A 24,915-nucleotide genomic window follows, 5' to 3' on the forward strand; every position below is an offset into this window, starting at 1 on the left:
TGATAAACGGTGGTGAAGTATAGATTTGCAGTAGGGCACCGTCAACGCAGTGGCGGGCGTTCTCAGCAGGGGAAAACCCTCGGGTATCGACAGCTATTTCTGATGGAAGAGCATCGTTTATCAAACGATCTGCTAGCTATGATGGGTGATGCCACGAACTCCAGAGGTCAATGCATGCGCTATTCGGCAGCCTACAAGGAGGAAACCCGCAGGAAGCTGCTCTTGAATGCCCGTGCAATTGCCAAAAAGGGGGGGGTCGAGAGCACCGCAATCGATGACCTGATGGCAGGCATTGGCCTGACCGGCGGCGCGATCTCTGCGCTGATGCACACGCAACCTGCACCGCAGACGCCCGCGCTTGATTTCGCCAGCCTTCCGCAATCAGCCTGCACCGACACTAAGACGCACAAGCTCGCTCGCCTCGTCAGGCGGCACTACGACGCGGAACTCAGTAAGGTCGCTCTTAGAACGACGCAGTATCGGCTGTTGATGGAAGTCGAGGCACATGGACCGGTGCGTCCTTGTGATCTTGCCGAGACTCTGTCGCTCTCCCCATCAACGTTGACCCGCAATCTCAAGCCTCTCGTCTCCAACGGCTGGGCGGATCTTGGGCCAGGTATCGATGGGCGCACGCGCAGCGTGTGCATCACCGCTGCGGGCCGGCAAAAGTGTGCCGAGGGGCTGCCTCGCTGGACCATGGCGGGGGCCAGAGTGCATCACTTGATGGGAGGCCAAAAGGTGAGCGCATTGCACGCACTTCTTGAGGAATGCCTGAGAAACATGTCAGCGCCGGAATGAACGGTGGCGACCCGCCGAGCCTGCGGATGATCTCGCTCTCGGATACCTTGGACGCGGAGGCAGTTCTCTTCAGGGGTTCTCCCGCATGAGTCTGGATCAGCGCGGCCGGGCAATCCGCTGGCTTTCTGCCGACAGGAGACGAACTGCGTTAATCGCGCTTTTTACACCTCATGGCACACGCAAACTAGCGACGGAGCCGGCCGAGTCGTTCTGCGGCCAGCCGCCGCCCAGCGCCTTGAAAGCGCTGACCGCCGCGCGCGCCGATTCCGTTTGCGCCTGCACCCTGGCATCGGCCACGCGCAGCAGGCTCTCGTCAGCCTGCAGGACCTCGATCAGGCTGACGACGCCTTTCTGGTAGGCCGCGAACGAAGCGCCTCTGGCGCGGCCGAGCGATGCCTCGCCCTGCGCAAGCAGGACGGTCTGCGCTTCGCGCTTGACCAGCGCGGAGAATGCGTTCTCGACGTCTTCAGTCGCACGCAGCGCGGCCAACCGGTAGGCGGCGAGCAGTTCCGCGTCCTGTCCCTTGGCGGCGTCGATCTGCGCGTCGATGCGGCCGAAGTCGAACAGGCGCCAACGCAGGCCGAGCATGCCCGCGGCCTGGCTCGCGCCGCTGCTGAACAGGTTGCCACTGGACACCGACGTGGCGCTGCCGATCATTCCGCCCAGGGAAAACTTCGGGTAGTACTCAGCCACGGCCACGCCGATGCGGGCGTTCGAGGCGGCCAGGCGCCGTTCCGCCGCGATCAGGTCGGGTCTGCGGCGCAGCAGGTCGCCGGGCGCCCCGGCGCCGCTGATCCGGGGCGCGACGGGGATGACACCGGCTTGTTCCAGTTCCGCGCGGTGCGCGCCGGGCGCTGCGCCCAGCATCACGTCCAAGGCGTTCATCGCGGCATCCAGGCCGGCCTCGAGCACCGGCACGGACGCCCGCACCTGCGAGAGCGCGCCTTCGGCCTGCCGCAGCTGAAGCTCGGCAGCCAGCCCCTTGCCGTAGAGCAGGTCGACCTTGGACACCAGATCCTGCTGCGTGCTCACCTGCCGGCGCGCGACGTCCAGGCGGGCTTGCAGGCCGCGCAGGGTGATGTAGATGTCGGCGGTCTGCGCCGCGACCGTGAGGCGCGTGGCGGCTGCACCCGCTTCGGACGCCTGGTAGTCGGCCAACGCGGCTTCGCGCCCGCGGCGCAGGCCGCCGAAGAGGTCCAGTTCCCAGCTCGCGCCGAGGTTCGCTTCATAGGCGTTGCCGTAGCGCTCGAAGTTGGGCTGCGAGTTCAGCACTTGGCCCAGCGGCGTCTCCACCGACTGGTAGGCCCGGGCCACTTGTCCGCTGAGGTTGCCCGAAGGAAGCAGCGCAGAGTTTGCCGCACCCAGGCCGGCCTTGGCCTGGCTGACGCGGGCGGACGCTTGGGCGAGATCGAGGTTCTGCGTCAGTGCGAGCTCGACGTAACGTGCCAGTTGGGCGTCGCCGAACCCCTTCCACCACGCGATCAAGTCGGCATTGGCGGCAGCCGTTCGTCCGTCGACAGCGCGCTGGCCGATGAATTTGTCCGGCAGGGAGGCTTCGGGCCGGACGTAGTTGGGGCCCACCGCGCAGCCCGCAACGAGGCAGGCTGCAGCGACCAGCGAGAGTGAAGTGCGTTTGAGCATGGTGATTTCCAAGGCAGCCGAAGCGTTGACGTGTAGTGACCATTATACCGTATAGTCACTCATTGTTCAAACAGGCAGGTGACGTTAAGCTCTGGCCATGAGTACAGCCATCGCTTCCCCCGTCTCGGCACGCGGCCCAGCCGACCATGATGTAAGAGACCAGATCGTGGTCGCCGCGACCGAGCACTTCAGCCGGTACGGCTATGAAAAGACCACCGTTTCGGACCTGGCCAAAACCATCGGCTTCTCGAAGGCCTACATCTACAAGTTCTTCGAATCCAAGCAGGCGATCGGCGAAATGATCTGCAGCAACTGCCTGCAAGAGATCGAGGCCGAAGTGGTGGCCGCGGTGAGCGCCGTCGATAGCCCTCCAGAAAAAGTGCGCCGCATGTTCAAGGCCATCGTCGAGGCGAGCCTTCGCTTGTTCTTTCAGGATCAGAAGCTCTACGAGATCGCGATCTCGGCCGCCACCGAACGCTGGCCCTCTGCCATTGCGCACGAGGAATTCGTCCGGCAATTGATCCTGGACGTGCTGCGGCAAGGGCGCGATTCCGGGGAGTTCGAGCGCAAGACGCCGATCGACGAGGCCGCAGCGGCCATCTACCTGGCCATGCACCCCTACATCGACCCCCTGTTGCTGCGCCACAGCTTCGGTCACACCGACGAAGCACCGGCGCTGCTGTCCGGACTGGTGCTGCGAAGCCTGTCACCCTGAGCAAACAAAACAAAACGTCTGTGACTATTGACTTAAACGGTCACTAGTTGCAGAATTTGGGTCCTGATCGATTCGTCAATGGGACTCTCATGCTGCCGCGCCGTTTTGTTATTTCCGCAGTCTTCTGCGCCCTGCCGTTTGCATTGGTCGCCTGCGGCGAGAAGGCGCCGCCCGATGCACGCACGCTCACGCCGCTGGTGCGGGCCGCCACGGTTCAGCCGGCCGGCGCGGCATCGCGCTCCTTGAGCGGCACCGTTGCCGCGCGGATCCAGAGCGACCTGGGCTTTCGCGTTTCCGGCAAGGTGCTGGAGCGCCTCGTGGACGCCGGGCAAACGGTCAAGCGCGGCCAGCTGCTCATGCGTATCGACCCGGTCGACCTGAAGCTGGCATCGCGTGCGCAGCAGGAGGCCGTGGCCGCTGCGCGTGCGCGTGCCAAGCAGGCAAACGATGAGGAACTTCGCTACCGCGACCTGCGCGGAACGGGGGCCATTTCGGCCTCCGCCTACGATCAGATCAAGGCGGCGGCGGATGCGGCCCAGGCCCAGTTGAGTGCGGCCGAAGCGCAGTCCGAAGTCGCTCGCAACGCCAACCGCTACTCGGATCTGGTCGCCGATGTTGACGGCACGATCCTCGAAACGCTGGTTGAGCCCGGTCAGGTCGTGAATGCCGGCCAGGTGGTGGTGCGCTTGGCGCAGGCCGGGCGCAGGGAGGCGGTGGTGCAACTGCCCGAAACGCTGCGCCCTGCCATCGGCTCCGTGGGCCACGCCACGCTGTTCGGCAGGGAAGGCGCCGCGGTTCCTGTGAAGCTGCGGCAGCTTTCGGACGCGGCCGACCGCCTCACCCGCACCTTCGAGGCGCGCTATGTGCTCGAAGACGAGCTGGCCAATGCGCCGCTGGGCGCCACGGTGACGGTTCACGTCGGGGACGGCAAGGCCGTCGCGAAGAACGGTGTGCAGGTTCCCATCGGCGCCCTGTTCGACGCCGGCAAGGCGCCGGGCGTCTGGGTCATTACCGGCGAGCCGACGAAGGTGCACTGGCAGCCGGTGAAGGTGGAGTCTCTGGAAGACGACCGAGCCCAAGTCACGGGCCAGCTCAAACAGGGCGATCGAGTGATCGCACTCGGCGCGCACCTGCTGCGGGACGGCGAAGAGGTGCGCGTCGCCGGCGCGGTCGCGGCGCCTGCGGGTGGCGGAGCCCGTCCATGAGCGAAAGCCGTTTCAATCTGTCGGCGCTCGCGGTTCGCGAACGATCGATCACCTTGTTTCTGATCTGTCTGATCTCATTGGCGGGCCTGGTCGCGTTCTTCAAGCTGGGGCGCGCGGAAGACCCCGCCTTCACGATCAAGGTGATGACCATCATCACGGCCTGGCCCGGCGCCACGGCGCAGGAGATGCAGGACCAGGTCGCCGAGAAGGTCGAGAAACGCCTGCAGGAACTGCGCTACTACGATCGCGCCGAAACCTACACCCGGCCCGGTCTCGCGTTCACCACGCTGACCTTGCAGGACAGTACGCCCCCCTCCAAAGTGCAAGAAGAGTTCTATCAAGCACGAAAGAAGGTCGGCGACGAAGCGGGCAATCTTCCGGCGGGCGTGATCGGCCCGATGATCAACGACGAGTACGCCGACGTCACCTTCGCCCTTTTCGCGCTCAAGGCCAAGGGAGAGCCGCAGCGCGTGCTGGTGCGCGATGCGGAAGCGCTGCGCCAGCGGCTGCTGCACGTGCCGGGCGTGAAGAAGGTGAACATTGCTGGGGAGCAGTCCGAACGGATCTACGTCGAGTTCGCACACGACCGTCTGGCCACCCTGGGCATCGGCCCGCAGGAAGTCTTCGCTGCACTCAATGCCCAGAACGCGCTGAGCCCGGCCGGCTCGGTGGAAACCAAGGGCCCGCAGGTCTTCATTCGCCTGGACGGCGCCTTCGACACCTTGCAGAAGATCCGGGACACGCCGGTGATCGCGCAAGGCCGCACCTTGAAGCTGTCGGACGTGGCCACGGTCAGGCGCGGCTACGAAGACCCGGCCACCTTCATGATCCGCAACGGCGGCGAGCCGGCGCTGCTGATAGGCGTCGTGATGCGGGAAGGCTGGAACGGGCTCGACCTGGGCAAGGTTCTGGACGTGGAAGCCCGCGCCATCAATGCCGAACTGCCGCTGGGCCTGAGCCTGTCGAAGGTCACGGACCAGTCGGTCAACATCGCCGCGTCGGTCGACGAATTCATGATGAAGTTCTTCGCGGCCTTGCTGGTCGTGATGCTGGTGAGCTTCCTGAGCATGGGCTGGCGCGCCGGCCTGGTGGTCGCCGCGGCCGTGCCGCTCACACTGGCCGTGGTCTTCGTGGTGATGGAGGCCACCGGCAAGAACTTCGACCGCATCACGCTCGGCTCGCTGATCCTGGCGCTGGGCCTGCTCGTGGACGACGCCATCATCGCCATCGAGATGATGGTGGTGAAGATCGAAGAAGGATACAGCCATGCCGCCGCCTCGGCGTACGCATGGAGCCACACCGCCGCGCCCATGCTCTCGGGCACGCTGGTGACCGCCGTCGGCTTCATGCCCAACGGCTTTGCGCCATCGACCGCGGGCGAGTACACGAGCAACATGTTCTGGATCGTCGGCATCGCACTTATCGCATCCTGGGTCGTCGCGGTGGTGTTCACCCCGTACCTGGGCGTGAAGCTGCTGCCGAATTTCAAGAAGGTCGAAGGCGGCCATGCGGCCATCTACGGCACGCCGCGCTACAACCGACTGCGCCGGGTGCTCGAGGGCGTGATCGCACGCAAGTGGTTGGTCGCGGGCGCCGTCATCGCGCTGTTCGTGCTCTCCATCCTTGGCATGGGCCTGGTCAACAAGCAGTTCTTCCCGATCTCCGACCGGCCCGAAGTACTGGTCGAAGTGCAGATGCCCTATGGCACCTCCATCACGCAGACCAGCGACGCGGCGGCAAAAGTCGAAAAGTGGCTTTCCACGCAGGCGGAGGCGCAGATCGTCACGTCCTATATCGGACAGGGGGCACCTCGCTTCTTCTTCGCAATGGGCCCGGAGCTGCCGGACCCGTCCTTCGCCAAGATCGTGGTTCGCACAGCCAGCCAGGAAGAGCGCGAGGCCTTGAAGCTGCGGCTGCGCGAGGCCGTCGCGCAGGGCCTCGCGCCCGAGGCGCGGTTGCGGGTGACCCAGCTGGTGTTCGGCCCGTACTCCCCGTTCCCGGTGGCCTACCGTGTCACGGGGCCGGATACGAGCGAACTGCGGAAGATCGCCGCCGAGGTCAGGCAGGTGATGGAGTCGAGCCCGATGATGCGGACGGTGAATACCGACTGGGGCACCCGCACGCCCACGCTGCACTTCACCTTGCATCAGGACCGTCTGCAGGCCGTTGGACTGAGCTCCAATGCCGTGGCGCAGCAACTGCAGTTCCTGTTGAGCGGCGCGCCGGTGACCACCGTGCGCGAAGACATCCGCACCGTGCAGGTCATGGCCCGTTCGGCCGGCGGCACGCGCCTCGACCCGGCCCGAATCGCAGACTTCACGCTCGCCGGCGCCGGCGGCCAGCGCATTCCGTTGTCGCAGGTCGGCGAGGTCGAGGTGCGCATGGAAGAGCCGGTCATGCGGCGGCGCGACCGCGTGCCCACCATCACGGTGCAGGGCGACATCGCCGATAAGCTGCAGCCGCCGGACGTGTCGAACGCGATCACGAAGCAGCTTCAGCCGATCATCGACAAGCTGCCCGCAGGCTACCGCATCGTCCAGGCTGGCTCCATCGAGGAATCGGAGAAGGCGACCGAGGCGATGTTGCCGCTGTTCCCGATCATGCTGGCGATGACGCTACTCATCATTATTTTCCAGGTGCGCTCCATCTCTGCGATGGTCATGGTGTTCCTCACGAGTCCGCTGGGGCTAATTGGCGTCGTGCCGACCCTGTTGCTGTTCCAGCAGCCCTTCGGCATCAACGCGCTCGTAGGACTCATCGCGCTGTCGGGGATCCTGATGCGCAACACGCTGATCCTGCTGGGGCAGATCCATCACAACGAGCAGGAAGGGCTGGATCCCTTCCATGCAGTCGTCGAGGCGACCGTGCAACGGGCGCGTCCGGTGATCCTGACCGCGCTCGCGGCGATCCTCGCGTTCATTCCACTCACGCATTCCGTGTTCTGGGGCGCCCTGGCCTACACGCTCATCGGCGGCACGTTCGCCGGGACGGTCCTGACCCTGGTGTTCCTGCCGGCGATGTATTCGATCTGGTTCAAGATCAGGCCGGACGGCCGTGCCGGATCTGCACAGCCTGCCGCACAGGCGGCGCCCGCGTGAGCGTTCGTCACGGACAAGCGCGTGGATAGCCTGGACCTGCTGCGCGCGTTCAACGAGGTGGCAGCCTCCGGCAGCTTCTCGCGAACGGCCAAGCACCTCGCGCTGTCGCGGGGAACCGTCAGCAAATACATCGCGACCCTTGAAGGCCGGTTCGGCGTCCGCCTGCTGAACCGCAACACTCGGTCGGTCAGCCTGACCGATGCGGGTCACCTGCTGCTCGAGCGAAGCCGGCCGATGGTGGAGCTGGCGGAGGTCACGCTGGCGGAACTCCAGGAGCGTGCGTCGACGCCCAGCGGCCGGCTGCGCATCTCGGCACCGCACGGGGTTGACCTGACGCAACTCCCGACGCTCATCGACGTTTTTCTGAACCACTATCCGCAAGTCAGCATCAGCCTCATCCTCACAAACCGAATCGTTGACCTTGTGGAGGACGGCATCGACATTGCCTTGCGCTTTGGACTCACGACCAATGAGAATCTGATCGTCCGCAAGCTGGCCCCGATGGCGCTGAGCGTGTGTGCCGCTCCGATGTACTGGCGCAAGCACGGAATTCCTGCTCATCCCAGCGAGCTCGCACAGCACAACGCCTTGTTCAGCTCCTCGTTGGATCCGGCGCCGACGTGGCGATTCGAAGTCGACGGGCAGCCTCTGGAAGTTCCAGTCCGCGGTCGGTTGAACGCCACCGAAGCGGGTCCGTTGATCCAGGGCGCGTTGCTCGGGTCTGGCGTGACCTACCTCCCCACCGAAATGCTCAAGCCGTACTTCGACAGCGGTCGACTGGTGCCGGTGCTATCTGCCTTCGTGCGCCGCGACATGTGGCTGTCCGCCGTCTATTTGCAGCGCCGACACAGCACCGCAGTCCAACGTGCGTTTCTCGATTTTCTTCAGCAGCGCATGCAGCTGCCGGGCAGCGTTGGATCAACGCCCCTGGCGGCCACACGGGCCTCGGATTGAATGCGCAAACGTACCCCTGGCCGATGCCTTGAGCACCCGGCAGTTCGTCATCTAGCCTCGCGCCCGGATGGCGCAGCGCAGCCGCTCCATCCCGGCGTCCCTCACGCCCATCGCGGCCAACGAGCACAGCATGTCCTCGAAATAGGCGCGACTGGTTCCCAGCACTCCCTGCCCGGTGCAGATCATGTCGGCGACCTGCTCGATCGGCAGGCCGCCGATGTAGCGCTCATGCGCGCGGTTGACCACGAAGGTCAGCGCGCGCACCGGTCGCCCTCCCGCCCGCGCGGTCACCCACCGTGCTTCGTAGGCGCCGGTCGCCATCTCTCGCTTCCACAGGAGCTGCAGCTCTCCGAATGCCTTGGCGGCCGGGATGCGGAACAGCACGCCGTCGCACGAGCCTCCGCGGTCGAGCGCGAGCATGGCGCCCGGCACTGACGGCGTCCCGCGTGCGATGACCAGGCGAAGGGAGAAGCGCCGGTGCCAGCCGAGCACCCGCGCCCGGGCCGATGCGCTGAACTCGAACGCCGGATTCCACATCAGCGACCCGTAGCCGAACACCTGGACATCGCTGCCGGGATCGTGACCTTCGAGCACGCCCTCGAGCGACGCGCGCAGCTCAGCCTCGCTGCGGATGCGGGTACCCGGAGGCAAGCCGGCGAACAGCGTGTCGAGCGAGGTTTCGCGCAGCCGCTCCCGGGTCAGCACGAATGTGCTCACGCCGAATTCAATCGTACGGGGGAGCAGATCAAAATGTCTTGGCTCATAACGAAACGGCGCAGAACGCTTCCTTCTGATAACGGTCGTTTGGTGAACGTACAATAATCCATGCTTCGCACAGTTGTCAACGGTGGAACTCGAGGCGCTGGGAGTATCCACGGCCGACTATGCTTGCCGATCGTTTATCTAACGAGCCTCATCCCCATGGCAAGACTCGAGCACCCATTCGATAGTGCGATCGCCCTCGACGGCCTTGACGGCCTCGGCGACGAACGATTCGTGGCCCGCACCACTGCCTCGTACGCGAACATGGTCGGCCCCTTCGGCGGCACGATTGCAGCGGTGCTGATGCAGTCCGTGCTCGGGCACCCGGCGCGCCTCGGCGATCCGGTGGCGTTCACGGTCAACTTCGCCAGCCCGATTGCAGACGGGGCCTACGAGATCGCGGCCCGTCCGGCGCGCACCAACCGGTCAACCCAGCACTGGTCGATCGTCGCTTCGCAATCCGGCGACGTCGTCGCGACGGCGACGGCTGTTTTCGCCAAGCGCCGCCCAACCTGGTCGCGATCCGAGGCTGAGCCGCCACCCTCAGTCGTCCCGTTCGATCGCCTGGCGCCCTCACCCTCGGTGGGCAGCCCGCCCTGGGTGAGCCGTTACGAGACGCGCTCGATGGCTGGCGGCATGCCGAGCGACTGGGACGGTGGCGAAGCGGCGAGCTCGACGAGCTGCCTCTGGGTGCGCGACGCCCCGCCGCGCCCCCTGGACTACGCATCGCTGACGGCCCTGTGCGACACCTTCATGCCGCGCATCTTCGTCCGTCGCCGGATGGCGGTGCCGATCGCCACGGTGACGATGACCACATTTTTCCACGCCGACGCGCAGATGCTGATTGCCCAAGGCGATCGACCGTTGCTCGGCGTCGCCTGCGCGCTCAACTTCCGCGACGGCTACTTTGATCAATCCGCGCAACTCTGGGACGACCAGCAGCGGCTGCTGGCGAGCACGCACCAACTGGTCTACTACCGAGAGTGATCGACGGAGCCGACAACCGAGGTTGCCACCGCGCGCGGCTTAGCCACCGCCGCCGGCGCCGCCAACGTTGAGAGCCGCATTTAGTAGCTCCAGAGCTGTCCCGCACTCGCGTTTGCGAGTTGTTTCAGACTTTCCCTAGCGTTCGGCTTCGAGCTGGACTTGCCGCAGGAAATCTGCCGCGGAGCCCGCAAAAGGCGTGTTGTTGGCAGCCAGCAAGGTGCCGCGCAGGCCGGGGTTGCGCAGGGCAGCAGCCACTTCGCGATTGAGCTGCTGCACCACGGTAGCAGGCGTGCTCGGAGGCGCAAACAAGCCGAAGAGCGAATCGAGGTTCGCCTCCGGGAAACCCAACTCCGCCAGGGTCGGCACGTCGGGAAGCACGGGGAGGCGGGCGGGTGCGCCCACGGCCAGGGCCGTCAAGCGTCCACGCTGGATGGCTTCCAGCTGCTGCGGAGCGACGTTCGTGGAGAGGACCTCGAAGTGGCCGCCGAGGGCGTCCGTGATCTGCTGGCCGCCGCCCTTGTAGGGGATGTGCACCAGGTGGGCGCCACTCGCGCGGCGCACCCGCTCCAGCACGTTGTGGCCCGTCGTCCCAGCGCCGGTCGTCGCCCACCGGATGGCGCTGGACCGCACGCGCGCGAGTGAAAGCATTTCGGCGAAGGTCCGCGCGCGCAGGGCCGGCGTCCCCGCCACGAGCACCGGTGTGCGCATCACGCCGGCCACGGGTGTGACGGGCAGCAGCCCCGGGTCGCGCCGCCCGCTTGCGGTCATCAGCGCCACTGCCGTCGCCGCTGCAAAGCCCAGCACGTGGCCGTCGGCGGGGCTGCCTGCCACCCGCTCCATGGCGATCGTGCCGCTCGCGCCAGCGCGGTTCTCCACGAGGACGGGCACGCCCAGCCGCGCCGCAAGCAGTTCGGCGAGCTCGCGCGCGACGAGGTCGCTCACGCCACCGGGTGGATAGGCGACGATGATGCGCACCGCCTTCCATGGCCACGCAGGCTGCGCGCCCGATCGCCCGTGAATCGCCGCGGCAAGCACCGCGAAGAGCAGCCACCGCCTCCTAGTGGACCACTGCATACAAGCTCCTCATCGCGCCCGCGCCCGGTGCCCCGCGGCCACCTCGCGCGCGAGCGCGATGAAGGTCCCCGTCGGGCCGTCGCAATCGTCTTTGCGGTAGACCAGGGTCAGCGGCGCGCTCAGCTTCCCTGGGTCGGCCAGCGGCCGGTAGACGACGGCGTGGGGGTGCGCTCCGCGCATGGAGGCCGGCACGAGGGACAAGCCCACGCCGGCGGCGACCAGGTTGATGTTGGTGGTCATGCGCTCGACCTCGGCGGCGAGTTCCACCTCGATGCCGTGCCGCGCGCACGCGGCCAGCAAGTTCGCATACAAGCCCGGCGCGCCGGGCCGCCGCACGAGGATGAGCCGCTCGGCGCGCAGCTCCTTGAGTTCCACCGGCTTGGACTTGTCGCGCGCCAGCCGGTGGTCAATGGGAATCGCCAGCAGCGACTCTTCCTGCAGCAGCTCCTCAAAGACGAGTCCGGCCGGACGGGCCACCGGCACCCGCAGGAAGCCGCAGTGCAGGCGCCTGTCGGCCACCGCCTCCGTGATCTCCGCGCCATTGTTCTCGCTGACCTCCACGCGAATGTCCGGGTGCAGCTTTCGGCAGGCGCGCAGGGCCTCGGGCGTGAACGCATGCGCCGCGGCCGAACTGGTGAAACCCAGCGCGATGAGGCCGCGCTCCCCCTTCACGAAAGCAGCCATCCGCTGCTGCATCGCCGAGAAGTCGGCCAGCAGGCGCGACGCCTCGGACATCAGCTGACGGCCCGCGTCCGTCAGCTCCACGCCCTTGGGATGCCGATTGAAGAGCGGGGCGCCCAGTTCGTGCTCAAGGGCGCGAATCTGCTGCGACAACGGCGGCTGCTGCATCCCCAGCAGTTCCGCCGCGCGTGTGATGTGACCCGCCTCGGCGACGGCCATGAAGTAGCGGAGATGTCGCAGGTCCATATCTAAAACGTATTCAGTCAAGATTCTAGACATCTTTGCAATCTGAACTAAAACGCGGCGAAATGTCGTGGACATGCTGGCTACGGCATGGATCCAAGCTCCCCGCAATTTCACGAACCAGGAGACCCCCATGATCCATCGTCCATTCTTGCTAACCTTCTGGATTGCCATGAGCGCCGCGACCCTTGCACTGGTTGGCTGCGCGTACAAGGCCGGGGTCGCAGTCGATGCAGGCCGCTCGACCGTAGCGACCGAGAACGGCAACGTCAAAGGCCTTGCGAAAGGAAACGCGGAGATATTCCTCGGCCTGCCTTTCGCAGCGCCGCCAATGGGAAGCCTGCGTTGGGCACCCCCCGAGAGAGCCCTTCCTGGCAGGGCGTACGAGACGGGACGGTCGCGGGACCCAGTTGCCCGCAGAGCGGTGGATCCCCGGTCATCGGTCGAACGGAGAATGAGGACTGCCTTTATCTCAACATTTATCGTCCCGCAGGCGCTGCTCCGGGCGCATCGCTCCCCGTACTTGTGTATGTTCACGGTGGGGCCAATACGGTCGGAGGCGCCGTCCAAATCGACGGCTCTCGCATGGCGGCAGAAAACGGGGTGATGGTCGTTGCCATCAATCACCGCCTGGGATCACTCGGTTTCTTGAATCATCCCGTGCTCGCCCAGCAGGCCAAGGATCGCCTGGCGGGAAACTATGCATTGCTCGACATCAAAGCAGCGCTGGAATGGGTTCAACGCAACATCCGTGCATTCGGCGGCAATCCCAACAAGGTGACGTTGGGAGGAACCTCATCGGGCGGAACGAACGTTTGCGCGCTCCTGGTCAACCCTGGTACCGCTGGGCTCATTCATGCGGCAATTATTTCCAGTGATGATTGCTTGCGGGACGTTGACACGGTCGCGCAGTCGGAGGCGCGCGCGGCAGCCTTTGCAGCCAAGCTTGGGTGCGCGAGCCCTGAGAACGTCGGAGCCTGCCTGCGCTCCAAGAGCGCGGGCGAGTTGGTAACCGCGGGCGGCGCCTGGAATCCCCATGTCGATCCCAAAGGCTTCCACCGCAAGCCTGCGATCGACGCGATCGCGGCAGGCGAATGGAGGGCGGTGCCTGTATTGATGGGCAGCACGCGTGAAGAAGGCCGTAGTTCCGGCACGGCTTTCGCCAACTTCACGGCCCAGGCGTACGCGGCCTGGGTAACCCGGCTCGTCGGGGCTGAGCGTGCCCCAGCGCTGCTCGCAGCCTATCCAGCGGACAAGTACTCGGGCCAGTACGCGCTGCCCTACGTCATCGGCGACTTCATTACCGACAGCGGAATGCGCGGTCTCGGCGGTTGCACCAACCTGGCGCTGGCGAGATATGTCGCGCGTCAAACGCCCACTTACTACTATCAGTTCGAGGATCCAAATCCGCCGGCGGGCTCGACACCGCCCGGCTTTGAGTTTCGCGCATCACATGGCCTCGATACCCCGTTCACGTGGCCCGATTCGCCTCACATGGCGCAGTTCTCGTCCTCACGGTTTACCGAAGCGCAGTGGCAACTGTCGAAGGAGATGACCCGCTACTGGGCCGCTTTCGTCAAAAATTCCAACCCGGAGGTTCCCGGGCAGGCGGCGTGGCCGCGATTGACCGCAGACGGATCGCTAATGTCGCTGCGGCCGGGCGGACAGAGCCGAGCCACGCCTGTCGCACAGTTTGCGGAGCTGCACAAGTGCGCGATCTGGGAAAAGATGCCCTGGGTGCTCGATCGCGGCGAACGCTGATCTGCTCCGATGTGGAACGGAGATGGCTTGCGGCAGGCTTCAAGCGGACAGCAGGGGCAAACAACAGGCCGACGAAGCAGCGGCAGCCGAGCTGCATGCCGCGACATCGTCCTTGGTTTCTGGCATCTGGGACTTTCAGTACTTGACAGTCCATTATAGCCGTTATACTTAGTGTACGATGAAGTACACTATATGAAAAATTTCATGACGCCCTGGTGGGCCGGCTACGGCGTCCGGCGTGACGGCCCGGCACAGGGGCCGACCGGTGCGCCGCTCGACGCGGCTGCATGAGCAACATGCAGCCTGACCACCCCCACTACAGCTACAGAGCCGATGGATCGGCACCCCATCCTCGCCGACCCTGTCGGCGGCGCAAACCACAGTTCAACCAAGGAGCAAAGAATGTCCAACGACAAGAAGCAGCAAGATGGGCGCGTCGCGATCATCACGGGCGCATCGGGCGGTATTGGGGAGGCCACCGCGCTGGCGCTGGCGCGGGCCGGATACCGAGTCTTCGGCACCTGTCGCAAACCTCAGCAGTCGAAGTCCGCGGGTGTCGAGCATCTGGTTTGCGACGTCACCAGTGATGCGTCGGTCGAGGCCGCGTTCAGCGAAGTACTTGCCAAGGCCGGCCGCATCGACCTGCTGGTCAACAACGCAGGGGCCGGGCTGATGGGCGGGGCGGAGGAGTCATCCATCGAGCAGGCGAAGTCGCTCTTCGACGTCAATCTGTTCGGCGTGATGCGAACCACGAAGGCCGTCCTTCCCGTCATGCGCCGGCAGGGGCGGGGCCGGATCGTCAACATCAGCTCCGTCATGGGACTGATCCCAGCCCCTTACTTGGCGGTGTATGCGTCGAGCAAGCACGCCCTCGAAGGCTATTCCGAGTCGCTGGACCATGAGATCAGGGACGCGGGTATCAGAGTGGTGCTCGTCGAACCCGCGTACACACGGACTTCGTTCGAGAGCAATCTCATCCAGGCTGACCAACAGCTCGATGAATACAAGTCCGCACGCTCGAACGCGGAGGCCGTCATGCGCGACGTGATGAACAGTACCGCCGACTCGCCGGAAGTGGTCGCCAAAACCGTCTTGAAGGCCTGCACCGCGGGGAACCCGCGCGGTCGCTACGCCGCAGGTAGATTCGCCCGGCAAGTGAGCCTGCTTCGTCGGTTCGTCCCGGCATCTGCGTTTGACAAGAGTCTGCGCAAACAAATGCGCTTGCCGGCATAGGTCCGTTGCGCGTGGCGAGCATCAGGGGTACGCGAGAGAAGGGGCCGCGGCTCGGTGCCACCCCCCAATTGCCCTCACACCTCTCTCAAGATTTCAAAGCCCGCGGGTTCTCTGCCGCCGCCAGCGGGTCGGCATCACCTTGGGACCAGCGGGTCAATGCGGATGCCATTCAGGCTGATGGGCCAGTGCATCGATGGCAAACCCGAAGTCTTGAAGATGACACCGGCCTCCTGAGGCAACAAGGGCTGTTCGGAAGCATTTGATCTGCCGCAGCAGGTCACGCAGCATGCGCGCGCCGGCGAACGGAAGCTCCAGATGCAACTCGTCGATGCAGCGCATCAGCCTTTGATGAGCGCGCCTTCTCACCGAAATGAGGTCACGCTACGACACTTCCCGATCGAAGCGTGTGAGTTCATCTCACCCTGATCCTCATCGCGTCAAGGTGCTTTCGCATAGGCTGCCATGAACACCCGCACTGCTTCGCGCAGCAGCGCCCTGTCTTCCCGCGCGTCGGGCATATCGAGCTTTAGCAGCCCGCGGATGTGGCCGTCACCAAGGAACATGGACAGGAACAGGTCCGCCGCTCGGCCCGGGTGCCGTATGTTCAGCGTGCCCTGCGCATCAGCGCGGCGCAGATAGGTAGCCAGATCGCCGATCAGCCTCTCGGCTCCCTGCCTGTAAAACGCCTGGCACGCGTCGGGCTGTGACCCAGCGGCGCCGTAGAGCGAGCGAAACTGGCCCAGCGCATCTTCCTCGCGCGCCAGCGTCAGGAACTGCTCTCCGACGGTCCGCAGTGCCTTTTGAGGCTGCGTTGGGTCGAGCGCTTCAACACCGGCGACCCCGCCCATCACGCGGTCGGTGCGATCGCGAATCACCGCCTCGAACAGCCCTTCCTTCGAAGCGAAGTGGCTGTAGATGGTCATCTTCGAGACGCCGGCGTCCGCGGCGATGGCATCGACGCTGGCTCGCTCCAGGCCGTGCGCGTTGAAGTGGCTGTGCGCCGCTTCCATGATCCGCCGCAAGCGCTCGGGGTCGCGCGGCCGACCGCGACGCGGTTGAGGCGCGACCTGCTTCTCGGTTTGGGGCATCGTCTTTCTGTACTTTACAGTCACTTTTCGTCATGAAACTTACTGGACTTCAATGTACAGTATATTGCGCCTTTCACAACTGACCGCTGCGCGGCGCCGGGATCTCGTTCACCGCGCCATATGTGCTGATCGAAGGCTGCTACCTCGTGCGCGCGACTCGGCCATTCGCGACAACAGCGGGTTCATGGCGCAGCTCCCGGCCACGGTAGGGCGAGTGCTCGCAAGGCGAGCAGGTCAACCTTGGCATAGATCGTGGCAGTTTGCGGACTGCGGGGGCTTCAATCCTAGGGCTGTGTGTTCGGCGTCGCGGGCATCGCACCCACATAGCGCCCGCGCGGACGAATTACCTGCGCCACGCCGAGTTGTTCCAGGCTGTGTGCCAACAGCCCCACGCTGCGCGCTGTAGCGAAGAGGCCAAAAGCTGCATCGGCGGGTAGTCGATAGTGGGCTACCAAGGCGGCCAGGGCCACGTCGATGTTGGGCTGCAAACCGGTCAGTGTCGTTACCTTTTCTATGAAACGCGCGATTACCTCCGGCGGCTCGAACAACGCCAGCAAGGCAGCCGCGCGCGGGTCGCCATCGGGATAGATGTGATGCCCGAAACCTGCGAAGGGCAAACCGGTCGACAGGTAGTGGGCCACCACATGGTCTTCGCCCAATCGTTCCACTTCGCCAAACAGCGCCTGGACGCGACCTGAGGCATCGCCGTGCAAAGGCCCCGATAGCGTGGTCAATCCGGCCAGAAGACATGCCGGCAACGAGGCGCCGGTCGAAGCTGCAATGCGCGCCACGAACGCCGAACTCGTCAACTCATGGTCCACCAGCAGCACCATGGCCGTTCGCAGCAGATCAGCCACTTGGGCCGGCTGCTTCCATCCTTGCGCGAATCGCAAATGCAGGGGCTTACGCCCCTGCCGGGCGCCGAAAGCATTGGCCAGCTGACCCACCAGGCCCTGCCCCTCGTGGTGCAGCACCCGCGTCAGGCGTCCGCGGGTGGAATGGCCGACGACCGCCAGGCCGGCCAAGGCAGTGAAGGCAGCAACGCGGCCGGGCTTGACCGCACCCGGCGGCGTGGATGAGGCAGGTGAAGAAAAGTCGACGGGCTGCTCGGCGGCCCACAGCAGTTGCGCCACGTCTTCGAGCTCAGCCGACTGGGCCAGGCTCACGGCGTCCTGCCCTCTGTAGTACGGACGCCCACGAAAGAAGGCACAAAGCGCAGTCGGGATGCTGGGCTCCGAGCCGAACAGCGTGTTGGCGGCCAGCGTCTCGTGCTTGCGGCCGGCCTGCTTGCGCTTGGCCAGCCCCGCCACATCCTCGGCGCGGTAGAGGCTGCGGCGCGTGTCAGCCGGATCGGGCATGACTTCGAGCTTGCCGCGGCTCACATATGCGTACACCGTTTGGGGTCGCACCCCGAGGAGGCGGCACGCCTCGTCCATCGAAATCCAGGAAGCCATGGCCGATTGCAGAAAGTTTTATATATTGATTTTATACGTCAATATTGACTGTGATATCAATCTATTTCTAACATGGGCACCTCCCTGAACAAGCAGGCTTGAACACGGCCCCGCTGCCTCTTTGAATGATCGACATGAAACCGCAGATCCTCCAGCTCAATCCGATCCTGATCCCCGTGATCAATGAGAAGCTCGCATCGCTCTACACCGTTCACAAGTTCTTCCAGGTGGCGGACAAGGAGGCCTGGCTGCGTGAACACGGCGCATCTATCGACGCCGCTATCACCGGCGGGCACACTGGCATCTCGCGCGCCATGCTGGAGCAGTTGCCGGGCCTCAAAGTGGTGGCCGTCAATGGCGTGGGTACCGACGCCGTCGATCTGGCGTACTGCCGGGGCCGTGGCGTACCCGTTACCGCAACCCTCGGTGCGCTGACCGAGGACGTCGCCGATCTGGCCATCGGCTTGTTGATCGCCGCTTGCCGCAACCTGTGTGCCGGCGACCGCTTCGTGCGTGACGGCCAGTGGGAGCTTCAGCCTCAACCCAGCGCGATCCCGCTTGCCCGGCGCTTCAGCGGTATGCGCGTTGGCATCGTCGGCATGGGACGGGTGGGCCGTGCTGTCGCGGTTCGTGCGGCGGCGTTCGGCTGCCAGATCAGCTACACCGACCTGCGCCCGATGGACGACATCGCGCACCGATACGTTGCGAACCTGGTGGATCTCGCGCGCGACGTCGACGCGCTCGTGCTGTGCGCAGCGGCCGACAAGGCCGAAGGCATCATCGACGCGGCGGTGCTCGAAGCGCTGGGCCCGCGCGGCTTCCTCGTGAACGTCGCCCGTGGCCGCCTGGTCAACGAGGCCGACCTGACAGAAGCACTCGCTGCCGGCCGCATTGCCGGCGCGGGTCTGGACGTGTTCGTGGACGAACCGCGAGTGCCTCTGACGCTGCGCCAGTCCGACAGCGTCACCCTCCAGGCCCACCGCGCCAGCGCCACCTGGGAGACCCGTACCGCCATGGGCGAGATGGTGCTTGCCGGCATCGCTCAGGCCTTGGCCGGCGAGCGCCCGACGATGAGCCTGACCACCTGAGCCCTCACAAACGCGACCATGACGAAATTCGTGTTCCCGGCGCCCGCGCCGACCACCTTGCCAGTGGCCGGTAGCATGGAGGTTTTCCCGGTGGGCCGCGTGTACTGCATCGGCCGCAACTACAAGTGGAGCCAGGACGAAGCGACACCTGTGGAAATGCCGGGCTGGTTCATGAAACCTGCCAACGCGGTGGTACCGGCGCACGGCGTGCTGCCCTATCCCCCCGGCACCGGCGACTTCTGTCACGAGATCGAATTGGTGGTGGCCATCGGCCGCGGCGGGCGCGACATCGCCCCGGCGCAGGCGCAATCGCACCACATCTGGGGCTACGCTGCGGGGCTCGATCTCACGCGGCGCGACCTGCAGCAACAAGCCAAGCGTGCCGGTGGCCCTTGGGAGGCCGCCAAAGCGTTCGACCATTCGGCGCCCTGCAGTCCCCTGATGCCGGCTGCGGTGTTCGGCCATCCGAACCAAGGGGCCGTGTGGCTAACCGTCAACGGCATTGAACGGCAGCGCGCCGACCTGTGCGACCTCACCTGGCCGGTGCCCGAACTGGTGGCCATGCTGTCCCGGTCGGTGACGCTCGCGCCCGGCGATCTCATCTACACCGGCACCCCCGCGGGCGTCGGCCCGCTGCAGCCCGGCGATGTCGTCAGCGGGGGCGTCGCGGGCATCGGGCAGTTCTCCATGACCGTCGGTAGCGCTTCATGACGATTTACCACCCACCAGAGGAGACTTCCATGCAACTCACATCCCTGTTCAAGATCCTTGCCGTCTCGGCATCCTTAACCGTGGTGCCGTCCCTGGCATCGGCCCAGGCCTATCCGACCCACGCGATCAAGATCATCGTGCCGGCGCCGCCCGGTGGCGCGATCGACACCATTGCCCGCGTCGTCGGGGACAAGCTGGCGCTGTCGATGGGCCAACCGGTGGTCGTCGACAACCGTCCCGGCGCATCGAACAACCTCGGCACGGATGTCCTCGCCAAATCGCCGCCCGATGGGTACACGATCGGGATCGTGGGAGGCAGCCACAACACCAACAAGTTCCTGTTCAAGAACCTGGGTTGGGATCCAGAAAAGAGTTTCGAGCCCATCGTCTACACCCACGAGGTTCCATTGGTGTTCGCGATCTACCCCAAGATCCCCGCCAAGACGTTGCCCGAGCTGGTGGCCTGGATGAAGGCCAATCCGGATCAAGCCAAGGTCGCCACATCCGGCCGCGGCAGTGCGCAGGAAATGGCGGCCGAGATGTTCCGCATGGCGAGCGGAGCGCAGGTCCTGCTGGTGCCCTACAAGGGCTCTTCCGCCGCCCAGCCGGATCTGCTGGCCGGGCGCACTGCGCTGTACATCGACACGATCAGTGCCATCCAGTCGCAGGTCAAAGCCGGCAATGTACGGGCCGTTGCGGTGTCGACGCGCAAGCGAACAACGTTGCTGCCGGATGTGCCGACCGCCCACGAGCAGGGTCTCAAAGGCTATGACGCGAACACGAACGGCGGTTTTCTGGCGCCTGCCGGCACGCCCAAAGCGATCGTCGCAAAGCTCAATGCCGAGATCAACGCGGCGTTGAAGCTGCCCGAGGTTCGGGCCAAGCTAGAGGCTGTCGGCATCGAAATCCAGGGGGGAACGCCGCAGGACTACGCTGCGCTGATCAAGTCCGATCTCGTCAAATGGGGCAAGGTCGTCAAGGAGGCGGGAATCCCGATGGAGTAAGTCTTCCCGCAGCCAGGCACTGCTTTTCCATGTCTTCGACCGCCGGAGCTGACAGATGCCATCCGAGAGGAAACCGGATGCCCTCGGGCAGAAGCCCAGCGTGGTCACAGGCGGAAAGCTCGCACCGGTGGCCAGCCCGCCGATGGCAGCGCGCAGCTCCATCCGCTGTTGCCTGACGGAGGCGCTGGCGGTGACCACACCCCGTCGACTCCCCCGCATTGCCTAACGTACCGACGGTGTCAGAGGTCGGGGTCCCAGGTTATGAGGCGTCCGTGTGGTTCGGACTCTCTGCTCCCGTCGGTCACCCATGCCCGTGCCGGCGATCGTGGGTCTTGGAGTCTTGACTCGTGGGCAGCCGTCTGGCCTTCGCAACCGCCGTAGAGGCAGGCAGCTTCACACCCGCCGGCTGCAAGCTTGGGTCTCTGGTTCTGCGGTGGAAAAATCGGTGGATCGTTTGTTGAGGTACTTCTCCGGCGCAGCACGCGCTCCATTGCCTTGACCCTGCACGCACCAGGAGGGCCGCCTTGCGCGTCAGGGAAGGAGCGGCGATCCGGGCAGGTACTCGACCGCGCGTTCTTCCAGGCCCACAAGCCAGAAACGCGCATCCGTGGCATCGCCGTGATATGCGGCGGGCAACCAAGCGCCAGACTTGCCGTACACGGCTTGCAGCTCATCAATCGGTGGACAAGACGTCTCACCGGCTCGCTCGTTGAGCGCGTGTGTCAGCACCGATCGCCAGGTGGCTGGCAACTGGATGGTGGGCAAATAGGTCGCCGCCATCCTTGCGGCTGTGCGCGGTAGGCGTTCAGCATCGGCACGAAGCACCCGCAGTACGGCGAACTCGTGCGGGGTTGGAGGTTTGAGCGAACTCATGGCATTGTTTGGCGGGCTTGATATGTTGTCGATGTTAGGCGCGGCCGCGGGGGGATGCGGATTCGCCAGGGCCGGCGCGGCGGCCAGCCGCGGGACGCGATGGGGTCGATCTGGCGTACGACGTTACGACCGGCCGCCCCAGGTCGACACCGCGCCATCGTCGAGAACAAGTGTCTAAGCATTGCCAGGGATGGCGACCCGCATCTGCTGCGCTTGAGCGATGACGACGTTTGGGCGATCCAGGCCTCCACCGGAGATCGAATACCGGTCGCTGAACCGTGGGGGGATTTCTTCAAGTCGGCTGCGCTCGGCACGGTGCGAATGCGCTCGTCGAAAGCGCGCAGATCCGACCATAAATGCCTAAAATACAAGGCATTATCAACTTATTTGCCTAATTTGGCGATTTTCTTCGCCATGTCCGACTTGTGCTGCATGGGGCTATATTCTAATATAGCCGGCGTTGTGATAGAGAATGCCTAATTTAATGAGCAAATTCTTGATGCCCCTGCAAGCCACCGAGCGGATTGCCCAGTTGGGTCAGCGCATTCGCGTGGCGCGGATTCGGCGCCGTTGGTCGGTTGCCGATCTGGCCAGCAAGGCGGGGATCAACCGAAACACCCTCACGGCGCTGGAACTCGGTAAACCAGGTACGGCGGTCGGCGTGTGCTTCACGGTACTGTGGGCGCTCGGCCTGGACAAGTCTCTGGACGCTGTTGCGGATCCCGACAGCGATCTCCACGGGAAGGCGCTCGAAGCCTCTCGCCGCCCCACGCGGGCGGGCAAGGCCCGGAAGGCGACCGACGACTATGACTTCTGAGCGCGAGGCCTATGTCTACATCCAGCTCCCCGGTACCCTGGAGACGGTGCCGGCGGCGTTGCTCAGAGTGCAGACGCTGCCCGACGGCACGCAGATAGGGCGGTTTCGCTACGGCGACCGTTACCTACAGCGCAAAGAGGCGGTTGCACTCGATCCGTTCCAGCTGCCTCTTGCCAAGGAAGTCTTCGAGTTCACCCAGCTCAAGGGGATTCCCGGTGCGGTTCGAGACGCTGGTCCCGACGCATGGGGACGGCGCGTGATCGAGCACAAGCTCGAGCGCAGCGCAGCCGACCTCAAGGAAATCGACTATTTGCTACATGGACCGCAAGACGGGGCAGGGTACTTGAGCTTCGGGCTCAAGGCCGAACCGCCCGCGCCCAAGCGCCAGTACAACCGCACGCACCAGTTGGCCGAGCTGATCGCGACTACGCAGGCGATCGAAGAGGGGCGCCCAGTGGCCGCCCATCTGCTCGAACAGCTCGATCCTGGCACGAGCATGGGTGGTGCGCGGCCGAAGGCCACGATCGAGGACGCGCAAAGTCTCTGGCTCGGCAAGTTTCCCGCCAAAGATGACCGCTTCAATCTGCAGCGGGTCGAATTTGCAACGCTCGACCTGGCTCGGAGATGCGGCCTGAACGTCACACAAGCCCGGCTGGAGGCGGTCGGCGAGAGCGACGTGCTGATGCTGCAGCGGTTCGATCGCGACTACACCGACAAGGGGTACCTGCGTTTCGGTCTCGTCAGTGGCCTGACCGTGCTCGCCTGCGGCGATAGCCACCTGGACCGGGAACGTTGGTCCTACCCGCTGCTGGCCGACAACTTGCGCCGATGGTCTGACAAACCGGAAGCTGACTGTGCCGAACTCTTCAGGCGGATGGTCTTCAATGCCGCCGTGACCAACAACGATGATCATCCGCGCAACCACGCTCTGCTACGCAGGCAGAAGGGATGGCGGCTGTCTCCGGCCTACGACCTCCTGCCCGCACCTTTGATCAGCCTGGAGAGGCGCGACTTGGCCTTGACCGTCGGCGACTACGGTCGCATGGCCAGCATCTACAACCTCCTGTCGCAGGCGGGGCGGTTCGGTTTGTCGGCGGAAGAGGCGCGCGGGCAAATCGATCGACTCGTCGATGTCGTCCGGCATTGGCGCGACGGCTTCTTCGCTTGCGGCGTATCGGCCAAGGACATCGACTACATCGCTCCGGCGATCCTGCCTGACTGTTTCCTTTTGGAAAGGCAACCCGATGCGTAAGTCGTTATGGTGGCGTTCACCTTGGGCAAGCCACGAACAGCTTCTTCGCCGACCGCCCGCCCGCACCAGCTGCCCCAAGGCGTGGTCCCTGTGCCAGTAGCTTTCAACATAGCGTTGCGCAGCGCGTTCCGCGAACATGTGTCCAGACCATCGACGGCGCGAGCGAGACAGAAGGCACTGACAGAAGAGTCCGCGACGGTGGCGGCGCTGCTCGCGCAATTGCCCGCGCCGGCGGTGCTCGAAGTCCGTGCCATGTTCGATGCTTCCGCGTCCAATTCGCTGACTTCGCACCTAAGTCTTGGGTATAACTGCCGCCACTGCAAAAGCAAAAAAGACATGCATCCGCTCGACCTCGTAAGCATCGAGCGTACCTTGCGGGCTATCCGCTATCCCACGCGCGATCCCCTTAAGCGCTCGAAAGACCGCATGGAGGCCGACCTCGTTGAGGAACTGGTGCAGACCCATGATGCGAAATTGATTCGCACTAGCGCGATCTCTGAGCATATTAGCGACAACTAAGAACGCCAACAGCTGCTGCCTCGACCAGCGTCGTCCAGTTCGCCGGCACGCTTGAAGTGACCGGCTGCAGACGGATCCGAGAAGTAGAGCCCGGTGAAGCTGGGAAACGAGCGCTCGGGATGGCCGGGCAAATAGAGCGAGCGCTCGTGGACAGGCCATTCATCTCTGAGGGTGTAGCCCGTCGCTTCAATATCTCGGACGAAACGCCCTCGGTTGTAGACGTGCATCGGCGCAAAGCATCCCGCGCCAATGTTCTGCGTGGTAACGAAACTTTCGCCTTCATAGAGCGGCAGTTTGTTGAGAAGTAGATGCTGCGGTCGAGTCTTGCAGTTCTTGAGAAGGCGTCCCGGCGTCGCATCTTCGATATAGTGGATGGCGCCGGCGGAAATCCAGATGTCAGCAGTTCCCTCGGTCACGGCTCGCTCAAGATCCTCGGTAAAGTCCAATGCGCTCGCGCCCGTATCGACGGCCAGTTTGCGTCCGATCGAATTCATGGTTGGCACTTCGACGATGCGCCACTTCAGCGCGGTGGGCATGTCGAGGTATCGGCGATAGGCGTAGTAGTGAACGCCCACCGAACCGCCAATGTCGAGAATGCTCATGGCACCCGCAAGGAAGGCGCGGTCAAGCCACCACATAATCGGATAGTCATAGGCGAAGATCTTCCTCGTACGGACGTTCACGTACTCCTCAGCCAGCGCGTCGCAATTAAATTCCGGGCTCTTCGGCAGCCATTCGCGCGCGGCGTTGAAACTGTCGAACAAGCCGAAGTAGAAGCCATGCCCTTCACGGGAGAGAAACTGTCGACGCCGCCATAGCAGGAGCGCGGGTCGAGTGAGTGGGCCTTCCAAGAACTCACGTACAACCTGCGAGGCACTTTGGTGAGTCATGGCCGATCTCCTTGCCGGTTCTATTCGATCGACACAGTGTTGTTGACCGGGCGGACCATGGCGATCA

22 protein-coding genes and 3 pseudogenes are annotated in these 24,915 nt (G+C 64.6%); 16 read left to right on the top strand and 9 right to left on the bottom strand.

What is annotated here, in order from left to right:
- Nucleotides 1–102 precede the first annotated feature (102 nt).
- Nucleotides 103–798, top strand: a complete 696-nt coding sequence (locus ACSFA8_RS20065; protein ID WP_435481233.1) for a MarR family winged helix-turn-helix transcriptional regulator — start codon at nt 103–105, stop codon at nt 796–798.
- A 168-nt stretch (nt 799–966) separates the two neighbouring features.
- On the opposite strand, the gene ACSFA8_RS20070 is transcribed toward ACSFA8_RS20065, so the two are convergent.
- Nucleotides 967–2,439 carry an efflux transporter outer membrane subunit gene (locus ACSFA8_RS20070; protein ID WP_435481234.1) on the bottom strand — a complete coding sequence of 491 codons (1,473 nt, stop codon included), beginning with the start codon at nt 2,437–2,439 and terminating at the stop codon, nt 967–969.
- Between the two features lie 97 nt (nt 2,440–2,536).
- Between ACSFA8_RS20070 and ACSFA8_RS20075 the strand changes: the two genes are divergently transcribed.
- From ACSFA8_RS20075 to ACSFA8_RS20090, 4 genes are all read left to right on the top strand, one after another.
- On the top strand, nt 2,537–3,154 hold the full coding sequence (locus ACSFA8_RS20075; protein WP_435481235.1) for a TetR/AcrR family transcriptional regulator: 618 nt from the start codon (nt 2,537–2,539) through the stop codon (nt 3,152–3,154).
- Between the two features lie 89 nt (nt 3,155–3,243).
- Nucleotides 3,244–4,359, top strand: a complete 1,116-nt coding sequence (locus ACSFA8_RS20080) for an efflux RND transporter periplasmic adaptor subunit (protein WP_435481236.1) — start codon at nt 3,244–3,246, stop codon at nt 4,357–4,359.
- Complete coding sequence (locus ACSFA8_RS20085; RefSeq protein WP_435481237.1) at nt 4,356–7,457, top strand: efflux RND transporter permease subunit; 3,102 nt, start codon at nt 4,356–4,358, stop codon at nt 7,455–7,457. The genes ACSFA8_RS20080 and ACSFA8_RS20085 overlap by 4 nt, the downstream gene beginning before the upstream one ends.
- A 21-nt stretch (nt 7,458–7,478) precedes the next feature.
- Nucleotides 7,479–8,411, top strand: a complete 933-nt coding sequence (locus tag ACSFA8_RS20090; RefSeq protein WP_435481238.1) for a LysR family transcriptional regulator — start codon at nt 7,479–7,481, stop codon at nt 8,409–8,411.
- A 51-nt stretch (nt 8,412–8,462) separates the two neighbouring features.
- On the opposite strand, the gene ACSFA8_RS20095 is transcribed toward ACSFA8_RS20090, so the two are convergent.
- A complete protein-coding gene (locus ACSFA8_RS20095; RefSeq protein ID WP_435481239.1) occupies nt 8,463–9,128 on the bottom strand; it encodes a gamma-glutamylcyclotransferase in 666 nt (221 codons plus the stop codon).
- A gap of 204 nt (nt 9,129–9,332) precedes the next feature.
- Here ACSFA8_RS20095 and ACSFA8_RS20100 point away from each other — a divergent pair, with 204 nt between their 5' ends.
- Nucleotides 9,333–10,160 (top strand): acyl-CoA thioesterase, encoded by an 828-nt coding sequence (locus tag ACSFA8_RS20100; RefSeq protein ID WP_435481240.1) that lies wholly within the window; start codon nt 9,333–9,335, stop codon nt 10,158–10,160.
- Between the two features lie 135 nt (nt 10,161–10,295).
- Here ACSFA8_RS20100 and ACSFA8_RS20105 read toward each other — a convergent pair whose 3' ends face one another.
- Together ACSFA8_RS20105 and ACSFA8_RS20110 are read right to left on the bottom strand one after the other, a co-directional pair.
- On the bottom strand, nt 10,296–11,234 hold the full coding sequence (locus ACSFA8_RS20105; RefSeq protein WP_435481241.1) for a Bug family tripartite tricarboxylate transporter substrate binding protein: 939 nt from the start codon (nt 11,232–11,234) through the stop codon (nt 10,296–10,298).
- A 9-nt stretch (nt 11,235–11,243) separates the two neighbouring features.
- Nucleotides 11,244–12,161, bottom strand: a complete 918-nt coding sequence (locus ACSFA8_RS20110) for a LysR family transcriptional regulator (RefSeq protein WP_435481306.1) — start codon at nt 12,159–12,161, stop codon at nt 11,244–11,246.
- Nucleotides 12,162–12,330: 169 nt separating this feature from the next.
- Between ACSFA8_RS20110 and ACSFA8_RS20115 the strand changes: the two are divergent.
- A pseudogene (locus ACSFA8_RS20115) lies at nt 12,331–13,919 on the top strand (carboxylesterase/lipase family protein).
- Between the two features lie 402 nt (nt 13,920–14,321).
- Entirely contained in the window at nt 14,322–15,152 is an 831-nt protein-coding gene (locus tag ACSFA8_RS20120; RefSeq protein ID WP_435481242.1) for an oxidoreductase, read from the top strand.
- A 153-nt stretch (nt 15,153–15,305) separates the two neighbouring features.
- On the opposite strand, the gene ACSFA8_RS20125 is transcribed toward ACSFA8_RS20120, so the two are convergent.
- Nucleotides 15,306–15,491 (bottom strand): hypothetical protein, encoded by a 186-nt coding sequence (locus tag ACSFA8_RS20125; RefSeq protein ID WP_435481309.1) that lies wholly within the window; start codon nt 15,489–15,491, stop codon nt 15,306–15,308.
- 98 nt (nt 15,492–15,589) lie between these two features.
- Nucleotides 15,590–16,240, bottom strand: coding sequence for a TetR/AcrR family transcriptional regulator (locus ACSFA8_RS20130; protein WP_435481243.1), 651 nt, complete (start codon nt 16,238–16,240; stop codon nt 15,590–15,592).
- Nucleotides 16,241–16,323: 83 nt separating this feature from the next.
- Between ACSFA8_RS20130 and ACSFA8_RS20135 the strand changes: the two are divergent.
- Nucleotides 16,324–16,413: pseudogene (locus ACSFA8_RS20135) on the top strand (ABC transporter substrate-binding protein); the annotation flags it as partial.
- Nucleotides 16,414–16,524: 111 nt separating this feature from the next.
- Here ACSFA8_RS20135 and ACSFA8_RS20140 read toward each other — a convergent pair.
- On the bottom strand, nt 16,525–17,694 hold the full coding sequence (locus ACSFA8_RS20140; protein WP_435481244.1) for a citrate synthase: 1,170 nt from the start codon (nt 17,692–17,694) through the stop codon (nt 16,525–16,527).
- 134 nt (nt 17,695–17,828) lie between these two features.
- On the opposite strand from ACSFA8_RS20140, the gene ACSFA8_RS20145 reads away from it, so the two are divergent.
- From ACSFA8_RS20145 to ACSFA8_RS20160, 4 genes and pseudogenes are all read left to right on the top strand, one after another.
- The gene (locus ACSFA8_RS20145) at nt 17,829–18,782 is read left to right on the top strand and encodes a 2-hydroxyacid dehydrogenase (protein ID WP_435481245.1); all 954 of its coding nucleotides are present in this window, start codon (nt 17,829–17,831) and stop codon (nt 18,780–18,782) included.
- Nucleotides 18,783–18,800: 18 nt separating this feature from the next.
- Complete coding sequence (locus tag ACSFA8_RS20150; protein ID WP_435481246.1) at nt 18,801–19,493, top strand: fumarylacetoacetate hydrolase family protein; 693 nt, start codon at nt 18,801–18,803, stop codon at nt 19,491–19,493.
- A gap of 29 nt (nt 19,494–19,522) precedes the next feature.
- Entirely contained in the window at nt 19,523–20,497 is a 975-nt protein-coding gene (locus ACSFA8_RS20155) for a Bug family tripartite tricarboxylate transporter substrate binding protein (RefSeq protein ID WP_435481247.1), read from the top strand.
- Nucleotides 20,498–20,681: 184 nt separating this feature from the next.
- Nucleotides 20,682–20,811, top strand: a pseudogene (locus ACSFA8_RS20160) (tripartite tricarboxylate transporter substrate-binding protein); the annotation flags it as partial.
- A gap of 217 nt (nt 20,812–21,028) precedes the next feature.
- Here ACSFA8_RS20160 and ACSFA8_RS20165 read toward each other — a convergent pair.
- A complete protein-coding gene (locus tag ACSFA8_RS20165) occupies nt 21,029–21,370 on the bottom strand; it encodes a hypothetical protein (RefSeq protein WP_435481248.1) in 342 nt (113 codons plus the stop codon).
- Between the two features lie 484 nt (nt 21,371–21,854).
- Between ACSFA8_RS20165 and ACSFA8_RS20170 the strand changes: the two genes are divergently transcribed.
- Genes ACSFA8_RS20170 through ACSFA8_RS20180 form a run of 3 tightly spaced genes read left to right on the top strand, consistent with a single transcriptional unit; the run spans nt 21,855 to nt 23,958 of the window.
- Nucleotides 21,855–22,187: a helix-turn-helix domain-containing protein gene (locus tag ACSFA8_RS20170; RefSeq protein ID WP_435481249.1), complete on the top strand. Its 333-nt coding sequence runs from the start codon at nt 21,855–21,857 to the stop codon at nt 22,185–22,187.
- Nucleotides 22,177–23,439, top strand: a complete 1,263-nt coding sequence (locus tag ACSFA8_RS20175; protein WP_435481250.1) for a type II toxin-antitoxin system HipA family toxin — start codon at nt 22,177–22,179, stop codon at nt 23,437–23,439. The genes ACSFA8_RS20170 and ACSFA8_RS20175 overlap by 11 nt, the downstream gene beginning before the upstream one ends.
- A 6-nt stretch (nt 23,440–23,445) precedes the next feature.
- Complete coding sequence (locus tag ACSFA8_RS20180) at nt 23,446–23,958, top strand: hypothetical protein (RefSeq protein WP_435481251.1); 513 nt, start codon at nt 23,446–23,448, stop codon at nt 23,956–23,958.
- Here ACSFA8_RS20180 and ACSFA8_RS20185 read toward each other — a convergent pair.
- Complete coding sequence (locus ACSFA8_RS20185) at nt 23,955–24,848, bottom strand: methyltransferase, TIGR04325 family (RefSeq protein WP_435481252.1); 894 nt, start codon at nt 24,846–24,848, stop codon at nt 23,955–23,957. The genes ACSFA8_RS20180 and ACSFA8_RS20185 overlap by 4 nt on opposite strands.
- Nucleotides 24,849–24,915 lie beyond the last annotated feature (67 nt).

Origin of the sequence: Variovorax nitratireducens (assembly GCF_051216545.1) — a bacterium.
Taxonomy (GTDB): domain Bacteria; phylum Pseudomonadota; class Gammaproteobacteria; order Burkholderiales; family Burkholderiaceae_C; genus Variovorax.

What these genes read in the sequence shown, in the direction of transcription:
- ACSFA8_RS20145 (WP_435481245.1), top strand. Translation starts at nt 17,829, where the DNA reads ATGAAACCGCAGATCCTCCAGCTCAATCCGATCCTGATCCCCGTGATC.
- ACSFA8_RS20185 (WP_435481252.1), bottom strand. Translation starts at nt 24,848, where the DNA reads ATGACTCACCAAAGTGCCTCGCAGGTTGTACGTGAGTTCTTGGAAGGC.
- ACSFA8_RS20075 (WP_435481235.1), top strand. Translation starts at nt 2,537, where the DNA reads ATGAGTACAGCCATCGCTTCCCCCGTCTCGGCACGCGGCCCAGCCGAC.
- ACSFA8_RS20165 (WP_435481248.1), bottom strand. Translation starts at nt 21,370, where the DNA reads ATGAGTTCGCTCAAACCTCCAACCCCGCACGAGTTCGCCGTACTGCGG.
- ACSFA8_RS20175 (WP_435481250.1), top strand. Translation starts at nt 22,177, where the DNA reads ATGACTTCTGAGCGCGAGGCCTATGTCTACATCCAGCTCCCCGGTACC.
- ACSFA8_RS20125 (WP_435481309.1), bottom strand. Translation starts at nt 15,491, where the DNA reads ATGCGCTGCATCGACGAGTTGCATCTGGAGCTTCCGTTCGCCGGCGCG.
- ACSFA8_RS20180 (WP_435481251.1), top strand. Translation starts at nt 23,446, where the DNA reads ATGGTGGCGTTCACCTTGGGCAAGCCACGAACAGCTTCTTCGCCGACC.
- ACSFA8_RS20155 (WP_435481247.1), top strand. Translation starts at nt 19,523, where the DNA reads ATGCAACTCACATCCCTGTTCAAGATCCTTGCCGTCTCGGCATCCTTA.
- ACSFA8_RS20150 (WP_435481246.1), top strand. Translation starts at nt 18,801, where the DNA reads ATGACGAAATTCGTGTTCCCGGCGCCCGCGCCGACCACCTTGCCAGTG.
- ACSFA8_RS20130 (WP_435481243.1), bottom strand. Translation starts at nt 16,240, where the DNA reads ATGCCCCAAACCGAGAAGCAGGTCGCGCCTCAACCGCGTCGCGGTCGG.
- ACSFA8_RS20140 (WP_435481244.1), bottom strand. Translation starts at nt 17,694, where the DNA reads ATGGCTTCCTGGATTTCGATGGACGAGGCGTGCCGCCTCCTCGGGGTG.
- ACSFA8_RS20085 (WP_435481237.1), top strand. Translation starts at nt 4,356, where the DNA reads ATGAGCGAAAGCCGTTTCAATCTGTCGGCGCTCGCGGTTCGCGAACGA.
- ACSFA8_RS20080 (WP_435481236.1), top strand. Translation starts at nt 3,244, where the DNA reads ATGCTGCCGCGCCGTTTTGTTATTTCCGCAGTCTTCTGCGCCCTGCCG.
- ACSFA8_RS20170 (WP_435481249.1), top strand. Translation starts at nt 21,855, where the DNA reads ATGAGCAAATTCTTGATGCCCCTGCAAGCCACCGAGCGGATTGCCCAG.
- ACSFA8_RS20110 (WP_435481306.1), bottom strand. Translation starts at nt 12,161, where the DNA reads ATGGACCTGCGACATCTCCGCTACTTCATGGCCGTCGCCGAGGCGGGT.
- ACSFA8_RS20120 (WP_435481242.1), top strand. Translation starts at nt 14,322, where the DNA reads ATGTCCAACGACAAGAAGCAGCAAGATGGGCGCGTCGCGATCATCACG.
- ACSFA8_RS20105 (WP_435481241.1), bottom strand. Translation starts at nt 11,234, where the DNA reads ATGCAGTGGTCCACTAGGAGGCGGTGGCTGCTCTTCGCGGTGCTTGCC.
- ACSFA8_RS20065 (WP_435481233.1), top strand. Translation starts at nt 103, where the DNA reads ATGGAAGAGCATCGTTTATCAAACGATCTGCTAGCTATGATGGGTGAT.
- ACSFA8_RS20070 (WP_435481234.1), bottom strand. Translation starts at nt 2,439, where the DNA reads ATGCTCAAACGCACTTCACTCTCGCTGGTCGCTGCAGCCTGCCTCGTT.
- ACSFA8_RS20100 (WP_435481240.1), top strand. Translation starts at nt 9,333, where the DNA reads ATGGCAAGACTCGAGCACCCATTCGATAGTGCGATCGCCCTCGACGGC.